13 protein-coding genes, 1 rRNA gene and 1 pseudogene are annotated in these 11,921 nt (G+C 54.5%); 1 reads left to right on the top strand and 14 read right to left on the bottom strand.

Annotated elements, in window-relative coordinates:
• The 13 genes and pseudogenes from F591_RS33725 to pdaA all read right to left on the bottom strand — a co-directional run.
• Positions 1-163: pseudogene (locus tag F591_RS33725) on the bottom strand (ISL3 family transposase); the annotation flags it as partial.
• A gap of 71 nt (positions 164-234) precedes the next feature.
• Positions 235-867: a M23 family metallopeptidase gene (locus F591_RS30985; RefSeq protein WP_083935624.1), complete on the bottom strand. Its 633-nt coding sequence runs from the start codon at positions 865-867 to the stop codon at positions 235-237.
• Between the two features lie 345 nt (positions 868-1,212).
• Entirely contained in the window at positions 1,213-1,530 is a 318-nt protein-coding gene (locus tag F591_RS33175; RefSeq protein WP_245581139.1) for a metallophosphoesterase family protein, read from the bottom strand.
• Positions 1,470-2,024: a metallophosphoesterase gene (locus tag F591_RS29150; RefSeq protein ID WP_245581138.1), complete on the bottom strand. Its 555-nt coding sequence runs from the start codon at positions 2,022-2,024 to the stop codon at positions 1,470-1,472. The genes F591_RS33175 and F591_RS29150 overlap by 61 nt, the downstream gene beginning before the upstream one ends.
• 21 nt (positions 2,025-2,045) lie before the next feature.
• On the bottom strand, positions 2,046-3,008 hold the full coding sequence (locus F591_RS0125715; RefSeq protein WP_019537459.1) for an ABC transporter ATP-binding protein: 963 nt from the start codon (positions 3,006-3,008) through the stop codon (positions 2,046-2,048).
• Complete coding sequence (locus F591_RS0125710) at positions 3,005-3,988, bottom strand: ABC transporter ATP-binding protein (protein WP_019537458.1); 984 nt, start codon at positions 3,986-3,988, stop codon at positions 3,005-3,007. The genes F591_RS0125715 and F591_RS0125710 overlap by 4 nt, the downstream gene beginning before the upstream one ends.
• Positions 3,989-4,095: 107 nt before the next feature.
• Positions 4,096-4,914 carry an ABC transporter permease gene (locus F591_RS0125705; RefSeq protein ID WP_019537457.1) on the bottom strand — a complete coding sequence of 273 codons (819 nt, stop codon included), beginning with the start codon at positions 4,912-4,914 and terminating at the stop codon, positions 4,096-4,098.
• A 5-nt stretch (positions 4,915-4,919) separates the two neighbouring features.
• Positions 4,920-5,864, bottom strand: coding sequence for an ABC transporter permease (locus F591_RS0125700; RefSeq protein ID WP_019537456.1), 945 nt, complete (start codon positions 5,862-5,864; stop codon positions 4,920-4,922).
• Positions 5,865-5,879: 15 nt separating this feature from the next.
• Positions 5,880-7,490 (bottom strand): ABC transporter substrate-binding protein, encoded by a 1,611-nt coding sequence (locus F591_RS0125695; RefSeq protein WP_019537455.1) that lies wholly within the window; start codon positions 7,488-7,490, stop codon positions 5,880-5,882.
• Between the two features lie 29 nt (positions 7,491-7,519).
• Complete coding sequence (locus tag F591_RS0125690) at positions 7,520-8,254, bottom strand: MBL fold metallo-hydrolase (RefSeq protein WP_019537454.1); 735 nt, start codon at positions 8,252-8,254, stop codon at positions 7,520-7,522.
• Between the two features lie 17 nt (positions 8,255-8,271).
• A complete protein-coding gene (locus F591_RS0125685; protein WP_019537453.1) occupies positions 8,272-9,135 on the bottom strand; it encodes a MurR/RpiR family transcriptional regulator in 864 nt (287 codons plus the stop codon).
• Positions 9,110-9,874, bottom strand: coding sequence for an HAD family hydrolase (locus F591_RS0125680; protein WP_051109266.1), 765 nt, complete (start codon positions 9,872-9,874; stop codon positions 9,110-9,112). The genes F591_RS0125685 and F591_RS0125680 overlap by 26 nt, the downstream gene beginning before the upstream one ends.
• Positions 9,875-10,125: 251 nt before the next feature.
• Complete coding sequence (pdaA, locus tag F591_RS0125675) at positions 10,126-10,941, bottom strand: delta-lactam-biosynthetic de-N-acetylase (RefSeq protein ID WP_083935625.1); 816 nt, start codon at positions 10,939-10,941, stop codon at positions 10,126-10,128.
• Positions 10,942-11,128: 187 nt separating this feature from the next.
• On the opposite strand from pdaA, the gene F591_RS0125670 reads away from it, so the two are divergent.
• Positions 11,129-11,311 (top strand): hypothetical protein, encoded by a 183-nt coding sequence (locus F591_RS0125670; protein ID WP_019537450.1) that lies wholly within the window; start codon positions 11,129-11,131, stop codon positions 11,309-11,311.
• Positions 11,312-11,634: 323 nt separating this feature from the next.
• On the opposite strand, the gene rrf is transcribed toward F591_RS0125670, so the two are convergent.
• A 5S ribosomal RNA gene (rrf, locus tag F591_RS0125665) occupies positions 11,635-11,751 on the bottom strand.
• Positions 11,752-11,921 lie beyond the last annotated feature (170 nt).

Raw genomic sequence — 11,921 nt, 5'->3', positions numbered from 1 at the left:
TGCCTTTGCGAATGACCGAACGATCCGAACGGCAAATGGCGCAAGCCTGCTTGCGTGACTTTGGAACAACCTGAATATGGATCGTTTGCTCATCAATTTCCACAATCTGTTGAACATTTACCTCTGGTAAATTGACTAAAAGATCAGTATACTGGTTGTGCATCTGTCATTCCTCGAGTTGGATTGGTCGCACAACCATCTTATGGAATGTACAGATGTTTTTCAATTTTGGCTCTACATGTTGTCAAGCACTATGTTTGGTATAGAGCCAAAATTATATGGATAAAAAAGCATCGGATCTATCGTATCATTATTTGATGGAAATTCAGCAGATTTATTGTTGATATCAAAATGAAGGTGATAATTATTATCTTTCCCTGGATCAGAAGCACCAGAATTACCAGATGTACCAATAGTTTGTCCTTGATTTACCCTATCACCTTTTTTCACTTTTTGTGATCCTTTCACCAAATGCAAATATCTTGAGACAAGTTTGTTATGTGTATTTCCAGGCTCGATAGCATTCTGATCATGCTTTATGGTTACATATTGAACAGAATCAGAATACACCCCTGAACCTAATACTTCCCCGTCTGCTGCAGCATAGACGTTTTGTTTATACACTGCAATATCAATTCCCTTGTGAAAACGTGAACCCGTCCATCCCCAACCGTCAGAGATTGTTTCACCCGTAGTAGGCCAATCCCATCCCATTGCCCCATAACCAACAGGCACATCATAAGGCACTATACTTTTCGAAGGAAGATTTTGCGTTGAGTCTTGGGCAGCGGAAATTGATGCTGATACAGAAAAAATCATAGTAAATACGCAACTCGTCAATATTACTTTCTTTTTCAAGTTCTTCATACGACATTCTCCTTTTTTTTGGTATAGTAATCAATACTTCAATTACACTCAAAATTATATATATATTCCTAATATTTCCACAATAGTATAATGGGACTATTTTCTTTTATTGGTAAAAAATACGAATAATTACAATAAGCATCTTCAAACAGACAAAAGTACTTAGTATTCACCTCTCTTAAATCCTAATATATTAACGGATTTTTTGGGCAAATCGTTCCCATTTTCTAAACAAAAAATAAAAGGCAATTCCAACAGTGAAAGGGTAGCTGAGTGTACCCTTTCACTGTTGAAATTGCCTTCACCTTACCGCTTATATCCTGTAGTAATCATGTATTCATTCAATCACAGGGTTAAAATGTACAAACAATCGCGAATTTCTTGGACGACGGACGCCTGCCTCCATTCCCGGCGGTATCCCAGGCAGGCGCAGATCATTTCCGTCCCTTCAGCAGCGAACGTTTTCCGGTAATGAACATGGCCCATAATGCCGTAGCGGACATTATATTGGCGGTAAAGATCGGCGTATTCCGCGCTTCCCAGGAAGGCGTTGAAATAGGACCACCGCGGATGCGGCATCGGCACTTTAAAATACGGATGCGTCAGCATATGGGTGACCATGATGATCGGACGGCCGCGATGCTCGGCCAGCTCCCGTTCCATGCGCTCATAGAAGTAGCGGTGAATGTCCCGTTGCTCATTCCCCAGTTCACGTACAGGCTGTCCTGCCACGTCCGGTCCATCGCGTGCATGCGTTCGAACTCGTCGTGCGAGTACTCCGGTTCACCCAGCGTATAATCGTACCAGCCGGTATTTCCGACGACCACCCATTCATCGCCAAACAGATACGGCCGCTCGCTCAAGCAGCCATCGAACATTTGAAACTGGCGGTACAGGTGCCACGTATCGCGAATGCCGTTGTCCTTGCTCCAATAATCGTGATTGCCGGGCACGAACAGCACGGGAAGTCCGCTGCGCTCCTTCAGCAGATGAAGGACGGCCAGGCTGCGGCTTGCATCGTTCGAAATGTCGCCGGCAACGATCAGGCCGTCCAGTTCGCTTTCGGCGGCGACCTCAAGCAGCGCCTCCTCGACTGGCGGCTCGCCCGCAAGCTCATTTAGATCGACATGCAGATCCGATATGACGCCTATTCTCATCGGAACAGGTTCGCCCCCTTCCTAATATAAATGACAGCTCACTTCATGCCCCGGGCCGACGCTTTTTAATTCCGGGACGAGACTGCGGCATTGATCCATCGCGAACGGACATCGCGGATGAAACGCGCAGCCGGCCGGCGGATGAATCGGGCTCGGCACTTCTCCCTGCAGCGGGACCCGCTCCCTTGCCTTCCTTACGTCAGGAATCGATGAGAACAGAGCCCGCGTGTACGGGTGAAGCGGCTCGGCGCCTTCCGCACCGGTAGTGAAAATTTCCGCCATTCTCCCCAAATACATCACGCCGATCCGGTCGCTGATATATTCCACGACGTTCAAATCGTGGGAAATAAACAAATACGTAAGACCGCGCCGCTGCTGCAGCTCCTTCAGCAGGTTCAATATTTGCGCCTGCACGGATACGTCGAGCGCGGACACCGCCTCGTCGATAACGATGAAGCGGGGCGACAGCACGAGAGCTGCGGCGATACCGACGCGCTGCCTCTGCCCCCCGCTAAGCTCGTGCGGGTAGCGGCTTGCATAAGAAGGATCGAGCCCGACCTGCTCCAGCGTCTCGGCGACGATGGTCCGCCTCGTCCGCCGGTCCCCGATTCGGTGAACGATCAGCGGCTCCTCCAGCGTCCAGCCGATCGTCTTCTTCGGATTCAAGGAGGAATACGGATCCTGGAACACGATCTGGATATCGCGGCGAAGCCGCCGCAGCTCGCTCCCGGACAGCTTCGCGCCGATACGTCGGCCCTGGAAGAAGATATCCCCCTGTGTCTGCTTCACAAGCTGCACGAGCAGCTGCCCCGTCGTCGACTTGCCGCAGCCGCTTTCGCCGACGAGCCCGAAAATTTCCCCCTCCGCGATGCGGAAAGACACGCCGTCCACCGCCCGCAGCACGAGCTTCTCCTCCAACAGTCCCCGCCTCGGCACGGGATAATGCTTGACCAGCGAATGAACCTCGATCAGCGCCTCCGTCATTGCTCCTTCCCCCCGTCCGTATACAGATGGCACCGTACCCGATGGCCGCCCGCGATCGGCTTCAGCTCGGGTACGGTCGTTCTGCATATTTCCGAGATGCTCGCACAGCGGCCCGCGAACGGGCAGCCGGCCCCCCGGTCGGTTAAGGCGGGTACCCGGCCGGGAATCGTATGCAGCGGCTGCCCTCTCTTGTCCGCGCTGGGCAGCGACTGCAGCAGCCCGACGGTATACGGATGCTTGGGGCGCTCCAATATCGCCTCCACCGGCGCTTCTTCCACGATATATCCGGCATACATGACGATCACCCTCCGGCACACTTCGCGAATGACGCCAAGGTCGTGCGAAATGAACAGCATCGCGGTGCCTGTCGAACGGTTCAGCTCCTTCAGCAGCTCCAATATTTGCGCCTGAATCGTCACGTCGAGCGCGGTCGTCGGCTCGTCGGCGATCAGCAGCTGCGGGCCGGAAATGAGCGCCATCGCGATCATGATCCGCTGCATCATGCCTCCGGAGAGTTGATGAGGATAATCGTCGTACAGCCGCTCGATCCGGGAAAGGCCGACGTCGGCCATCCGTTCCATAGCCAGCCGCTTCGCCTCCCGCTTCGGCACGCCGAGATGGATTACAGCCATCTCGGCAATCTGTTTGCCGACCGGGATCAGCGGGTTGAGCGCCGACATCGGATTTTGAAAAATCATCGATACCCGCCTGCCTCTTACCTCACTCCAGCCATTCGGGGATTGTGTGTCCAGAAGCTTGCCGTTCCAGACGATTCCGCCCTTCGTAATGGCTGCCGTCTCGGGCAGCAAGCCCATAACGGACAAGGAGGTCAAGCTTTTCCCGCAGCCGGATTCCCCGACAATGCCGACCGTCTCCCGCTCCCCGACCGCAAACGCAAGCTGCTGCAGCGCCGGATACGTTCTGCCGCCGATCGCAAACGAGACTTCCAAATCCCGCAATTCAAGCAAGGCGCTTGCCATGACGGCCCCCCTCCTATCTTGAAAATTCGGCATTGATCCGCCGACAAAATTTCAGCGGACCGCAGGTGAACGATGACGAAGGATTGAGGATTGTTCGTCATCCGTGTCTAACCCTTGTTGTCGTATGCGTCCCTCAGCCCGTCTCCCAGCAGATTGAAGCCGAGCACCATCGCCGTAATGACCGCGCCGGTCATGATCACGTACCATGGAGCGTTTACGATGTACGGCTGGGCTTCGCTCAGCATGCGGCCCCAGCTCGGATCGGGCGGCTGTACGCCCAGCCCCAGGTAGCTGAGTCCTGCTTCCGCCAGGATAGAGCCGGAGAACCGCAGCGAGGCGGCGACAATGAGCGGCGACGTCATATTCGGCAAAATGTGGCGAAAGACGATGCGCAGCGGCCCCGCCCCTCTCGCCTTAGCCGCTTTTACGAAAACGAACTCCTTGTACTGAATAAATCCGCTGCGGGAGATTCGGGCGAACGCCGGGATGCTCATCACGCCGAGGGCGACGATCGTGTTGCCCAGCCCGGGACCGAATACGGAGACGAGCATAATCGCCAGCAGGATGCCGGGAAACGCCAGCTTCGCATCCATAATCCGCATCAGAATCTCATCCAGCCAGCCCCCCGCGTATCCCGCGACGGCGCCGATGATCAAGCCGCAGAACAGGCCGATCGCGACCGACAGCAAGCCGATCAGAAAGGCCGTCTGCGTGCCCTCCATGATTCTGCTGAAAATATCGCGCCCGAAATTGTCCGTTCCGAGCCAGTAGGCCGGCTGCGGAGGAGCGAGGCGCATCGCCGGGTTCATTGCGTTGGGCTCGTATGGAGTGTAAAACAGGCTTATCACCATCAGCCCGAACAGCAGAGCGATCATACTGGCTCCAATCACCAACAGCTTGCTGCGAATCAGCTGTTTCCATTTCATCATGCTCACCTTTTCAGTCGAATGCGCGGATCGATGACCATATAGAGAATATCGACGATAAAATTAATCAAAACGACGATCACCGCAATATACAGCACCATCGTCTGCAGCAGCGGCAGGTCGCGCGTGCCGATCGAGGTAATGAGCAGATTGCCGAGCCCCGGCAGCGCAAATACATTTTCCACGACGATGCTGCCGCCCAGCGTATCGGCGATCAGCAAGCCGACGATCGTGAGCACGGGAATGAGCGAATTGCGCAAAATATGCCGGTACATGACGGCTCTCTCGCGCAACCCCTTGCTTCTGGCGGTGCGCACGTAGTCCATCCGCGCCTGGTCGAGCAGCGTATTGCGCAAATACCGGATAACGACCGCGATGCCGGGAATGGCGAGCGCCAGGGAAGGCAACAGCAGCGACCGGAAAGCCTGCGCCGGGTTCTCGCTCCAGGGAACGTAGCCGAACGACGGAAACCACTTGAACGCAACGGAAAAGAGCAGGATCAAGACGAATGACAGCCAGAACGACGGCACCGCCAGCCCCAGCTGGGTCAACGCCGACAGGACCAGCGCGGAGAACTTGCCGTCCTGCCGCGCGACATAGATGCCGAGGGGAATGCCTATGAGCAGCGTTAGTCCCAGGGACATCAACGCCAGCGAGACCGTCACTGGCATTCGCTCGGCCACGATCTCCTTCACCGGACGATGGTAACGGAGCGATTCGCCCAAATCGCCGGCCGCCGCCTCCTTGATCCAGGCCGCATAGCGTTCGGCCGCCGGGCGCTCCAGCCCCATCGTCCTGCGCAGCTCGGCCAGCTGATGCGGATCAGCGTCGACGCCGAGCACGATTTGCGCCGGATCTCCCGGCAGCACTTGAAAGACGAGGAACGTAATAACCGATACAAGCAGGACGGTGGACGCCAAAGTGACCAGCTTGCGGATATAAAATCTCACCGGGCGATCCCCTCGTTACTTGGTGTAATACATCGCGGCAAAATCGTATTTCTGTACCGGGTACATCGTAAACCCGTGCAAGTGATCCTTCAGCGCCACCGATCGGCTCGGGTCCATGATATACACGGCGGCGGCCTGCTCGGCGAGAATCGTCTGCGCCTGCTTGTACAGCTCGGCCCGCTTGTTCTCGTCAATTTCCTGGCGGCCCTTGCTCATCAGCTCATCGTATTCGCTGCTGCTGAATTTGAAGAAATTTTTCGCGTAAGTCGACTCGTACCTTCCGAGCACCTCATGCGGATCCAGCTTGCCCGTCAAGCCGACGATCGTCGCTTCGTACTTGGCATTGTTGTACACGTCCTCCAGCCAGCTACTCCACTCGATTTGCTTGATCGTCGCTTCAATGCCGACGGCTTTCAACTGCTCGGCGATCACCTGGGCCGTATCAACATGGAACTTGTAGTTGGACGGAACGGTAATCGTCAGCTTGAACCCGTTCTCGTACCCCGCTTCCTTCAGCAGCTTTTTCGCCTGCTCGGTATCGGGCTCGTAACGCTTGTCCAATCCTTCCTGGTAGTACATTTTCATGGCCGGACTCATATTGGAACCGAGCTTCGCTCCGTTGCCGTCCGCAACCGTCTGGATAATGATGTCCTTATCGATCGCGTAATTGATCGCCTGGCGCACCTTGACATCATTCAGCGGCTGAACCTCATGATTGAGCGCCATGAGCTGAACCATGTTTTGCGGCCCGGATACGATGTGGAATCCGCTGCCGAGCTGAAGCGCGCCTTGGGCGGAAATGCCTGGCAGCATGTCGATTTCGCCGGATTTCAAGGCCAGTACGGAGGCGTTGGCATCCGGCATGAATTTGAATTCCACGCGGTCCAGCACCGGTTTGCGGGCGTTGTCGTAGAATTGCTCGTTCTTCTCCAGAACGAGCTGCTGGCCCGGCGTATACGAGGCGAACTTGAACGGCCCGGCCCCGATTGGCTTCGTGCTTTGCTGCTCGTAATCCTTCGGAACGATCGCGACGATGTTGGCCGCCAGGAAAGCTGCGTCCTTCGCTTTCAGCTTCACGACGACGGTATGCTCGTCCGGCGTATCGATCGATTCGATCGCGGTGAACTTCGAGGAGAGCGGCTTATTCCCGTTCAGTCCCGACAGCTTGGCGTAGGAATAATATACGTCCTCGGACGTCAAGTCCGAGCCGTCGTGAAATTTGACGCCCTTCTTCAAGCTGAACGTATAGTTCAGTCCGTCCTCGGACACCTTGTACGATTCAGCCAATGCGGGCACCAGTTCGCTGTTCGTCCCCGCCTCGAACAATCCGTCGAACACATTGTCCATCATCGATCCGGTGTCCGTGGCTGCGGACAAGTAAGGATCGAGGTTGTCCGGCTCGGTCGCCATGGCGACCCGTACGGTGCCGCCTGCAACTTTCTCGCCGGATGCCGGAGCGCTGCTGTTATTGACATTAGCGGCGCTGCTTCCGCTGCTTCCGTTGTTGCCGCTATTGCTGCTATTGCCGCTATTGCCGCTGCTATTGCTGCCGCATCCGGTCATGACCATGGATACGATTATCAGAGAGGTAAAGCCGGTCATGAACGTTTTTCCTAGCTTGAACACAGATTAAAACCCCTTTCCCGTATTCAGTGTTAAAGGTGAATGTGCATGCCGCAGGAGGCCAGGCGGATCGGTCCGTCATAATGGTTGGAAGCTTCCGCGGCAAGCTGCTGCAGCTCTCCGTAGTGGGGAAAATGCGTCAGTATCGTCAGTCCGGCGCCGGCCAGCGCCGCAATGCGCCCCGCTTCGCCCGCCGTCAAATGCCCGTTCATGAGGCCTGCCTGCCAATCGTAAAAGCTGCTTTCGATAAGCAGCACGTCCGCCGAGCGGGCAAAATCGATGATCGCCTGGCAGTACCCCGTATCGCCGGAATACACGAGCGTCTTGCCGTTCCGCGAGGTCAGCTTGACCGCCAGGCACGGAATATCGTGCACGTTCTCGGAGAATGCCAGCTGCACCGTTCCGATCGTCAGCTCCGTATCCGCGCCGATCCAATGCACGCGCATGTTGTCCGGATACGAGAATGCCATCATGCCGCGCGCCTCGCGGTTCACGTAAACGTCGAGCGGCTTGGAACGCCTGCCGAGCTTCATCAGAATAAGGATGGCGAATTCCAGGCTGAAGATGTCCGCCACATGATCTGCATGAGCATGGGTTACAATGACAGCGTCCAGCTCTTCAAGTAAGCAATAGTTTTGCAGCCGGGACAGTACGCCGCTCCCGCAATCGAGCAATATTTTACTGCCTTCGCTCTCGACAAAATATCCTGAAGTCGCTTCGTTCTTCTCCGGGTAAGCTCCCCAGCAGCCGATGATCGTAATATCCATCCAAACACCCTTTCCCGTCACCTTGATTTAGAGCGATTCATCCATTCGAAATTGTCCTGAAACGCCTTGAACATCACTTCCATCTGCTCGATGTTCGCCCTGACCCGCGCTTTGTCCAGATGCGAAATTTCGTTGATCAGGGCGTTCGCCACCGACAGCGGCGCTGTGTAGGAATCGAGAAATCCGGTCGATTTGCATGCAGCGAAGAGCGAGATGTCGGCCAGCTTCGCGAACGGGGACAGCCCGGAATCGGTCAGGACGATCACCTTCGCTCCCTGCTCCTTGGCCAGCGCCGACACCTTCAAGGTACGCGAGCAATATCTCGGAAAACCGCAGACGAACACGACATCGCCGGACTTCAGGTAAGAAGCATATTCCGCCACACCTCCTTGAGGAATCATCTCGCAATTGCCCAGCATGTATTTCAAGACGAAGCTGAAAAAGGAAGTGACCGACAGCCCCATCCGCCATCCGGCAGTCCAGATTCGCTCCGCATCCAGCAGCATTCTCGCAGCCTGATGGATGTCCGCCCTGTCCGTCCAGGCCATCGTTTCCCGCAGGTTATCGATCTCCTGCACAAAATGCTTCTCGATCCACGAATCCTCCTGCTGGCTCGTCGACAGCAGGAAGTTCCTTACCGCGCGCTGATCCTTCAGCACATGCCGCCGCAAATCATGCAGCATGCCCGAGAAGCTCGGGTAATCCAACGCTTTGGCCAGACGATGCACCGTCGCCTCGCTGACGCCGGACTTGCTGGCGATTTTCTCCGCCGACTGCATCACCGCATCCTGCATATTAACTTGAATGTAGTGCGCCACTTTCTTCTGCGCAGCGCTCAAGGCGTCAAACTGCAGCTCAATTTTTTCCGCTATCGTTGTCATGATATACCCCTTGCCGATTGATCTCCGTATTGAGCAGCTCTGGCGGCATGGGATGCCCAAGGTACGCAACGACGTCCCGAATGCCGGAAATAACGGGGCGATGCGACAGCTCCTCGATGCCGCGGCTTCCGTAAGCGTTGATCAGCAGACAAGGCATGCCGATTTCCCGACTCCCTACCACATCGTCGTAATAGTTGTCGCCGATATAGAGCGATTGCTCCGCTGCTACGCCCCCTCTAGCCAAGGCCAGCCGAAAAATATTTGGGTTCGGCTTCTCCATCCCCACCTCGGAAGAAATAACGATCTCATCCAGTTCCTTGTCCAATCCGTTCCTGGCCAATACGTCGCGAGCCGACTCATCCCAATTGGAGATCAGGCCAAGCCGATAGCCGAGGCTTCGCAAATAGCGGAGCGTGGGCAGCGCCCCGTCGTAAGCTTTCCACTGTACAGGGCACTCCCTGGCCAAATCGCGATGAACTTGAACGACTTCCTCAATCGGCAGCGAGAGCCGCAAAAAATAGTTCAGCGTGCCGATATACCAAGGAAAGTATGCCCGGCTGTCCTTGCCGAGAACGCCCTGAAACTCGCGCATGAACAGCTTGTCCGAAAGATGATAGGCTAAGGCGATCTCCTCCGGGCTGCGAAATGCGCCGAAGCGCTCCAGCACTTGGCGGTACACTTCTTCCCGGTTCGTTCTAACAAGCGTGTACCCCAGATCAAACCATAAGTATTGAATCATGATGCCTCCCCGTCTCCCGCCTTGCTGAAGGATTTCCTTCATCACCCGCCGGAATGTTCCATTTCCTTCACCTTCATCATAAGAAGCGAGTATTCGCGCAGCGTTAAGCGCACATGGAGATTTCGTAAATCTATCGCTTTAGCCAAAGTTAATCTTTCTGTAACATTGAAAAAGCCCGAGGCGCAGACATTCGTCTTTTTCCCTCAGGCTCTTGTTCCATTGTTATGCTTCGATTTGCTTATGTGCTTCGTCTAATAATTTTTAACCGTCAGCTGATCCAGACTTTTGAACTCGTAGCCTTGCCGCCGCGCCTCGTCGATGATCCGCCCCAAAGCTTCTGCGTTGTCCCGGGACACCGAATGCAGCAAAATCACCGCTCCGGGATGAAGCTGCCCCATCACCTGCTGATAGGCGTATTCCGCCCCTCGCTGGCTGTTCGTATCCCAATCTTTATAGGCCACGGACCAAAATACGTTCGTATACCCCAGCTGCCGGCTTTGCTCCAGCGACCGTTTGCTGAAAATGCCGCGCGGCGGGCGAAGATATTTCATATCCTTCTGATCGGTGATCCGGGTTACGGCTTCCTTCACTTTGTCGAGTTCTTCTTTCAACTGGCTGTCCGATATTCGGCTCATGTCCGGATGGCTCCAGGAATGATTGCCGATCAAGTGGCCTTCCGCTACCATTCTTTTGAGCAGCTCCGGCTGATCTTGAACATAATGCCCCGTAACAAAAAAGATCGCCGGCACCTTCTTTTCCTTCAGCACATCCAGTACCTTCGCCGTATATCCGTTTTCGTAGCCGTTATCGAACGTCAGATACAGCTCTTTTTTCGACGTATCCCCAAGAAAAATCGCTTCGTTCTGCTGTACGATGTCTTTAAAGCCTTCTTCGTCGATGGAAGGAAGCTGGCCGTTTTTGCTTTTTTTGAAGCCGTAATGATAAGGCTGGGTTGCTTGTGCTTGTCCGGCAGCTGCATGAAGCGGCAAGCAAGCGGCTAACAGGCAGAATGTCAACAAACAAATAGCAAGACGTTTCACCGTTTCCGATTCACTCCTCTTTAACATATTTCCGGTATTGGCCGTTTCCATGCAAATAATATGCACTAAAAGGCCGCCCATTTATGTATGAGAAAAGCTGTAACGACTAAGTCCGCCGAATGAGGAAAAAATGCAAGTATCCGCGTCCTTCTTAACGGAAGAGCATCCGGAGCATCTGCGGTTTCATTTTTGTTGCACAGAAAGGAGAATCGGGATGGATAAGGAAAGTATCGAAAAGCTCGAGGACAAGTTCGACCGCAAGCTGACTGAAGGGGAAGCTGCCGAGATTGAGCATACGGAGGTGCTGCATGCGGATGACGAAGCACTATACGAGATGGAGGAAGGGGAAGAGGTGGCTCCTTTGGCCCTCCATTCAATGATTCACAACGGGAGATAAGCTGCAGAAGCGTCTGGCGCCCATGAAGCGGATGGGGCTGGGCGCTTTGGCGGAATGCAACGGCTTCCTTTGAACTTGGCCCGTGATCTGCTTTACGCCCTGGGCCGTCAACGGTCCCTAATGTCCATGATGCTCTAAGAAATTTCGTGTCTTATTAAGAAATGTCTAGCGACGTCCATTCAGGGAAGAGCGACCTCGGTTTAGCGGTTGTTTTCTTGGTACAGAAACTCTCGCTTCGCTTGATCGCTTTAGCAAAGTTAAACTTTCTGTAATATTAAAAAAAGAACCCCATCAGCTCGAAAAGCTAACAAGGTTCTTTGCCCGCTTGGCAACGTCCTACTCTCCCGGGACCCTTCGGTCCAAGTACCATCGGCGCTGGAAGGCTTAACGGTCGTGTTCGGTATGGGTACGCGTGGTTCCCTTCCGCCATCATCACCAAACGGGTATTCAGGTTCTCTGGGGCCCCCGCAAAGTATTCGGAATTCACTTCGCCAGCTTCTTCTTCACTTTGTGGGGTTCCATGTTGCTCCCTGAAAACTGGATACGAAACATACGCTGCAGCTTTTAGCATTTTAGTTAAGCCCTCGACCGATTAGTATTCGTCAGCTCC

Origin of the sequence: Paenibacillus ginsengihumi DSM 21568 (assembly GCF_000380965.1) — a bacterium.
GTDB lineage: Bacteria > Bacillota > Bacilli > Paenibacillales > NBRC-103111 > Paenibacillus_G > Paenibacillus_G ginsengihumi.
This window is presented reverse-complemented; position numbering and strand designations above follow the sequence as displayed.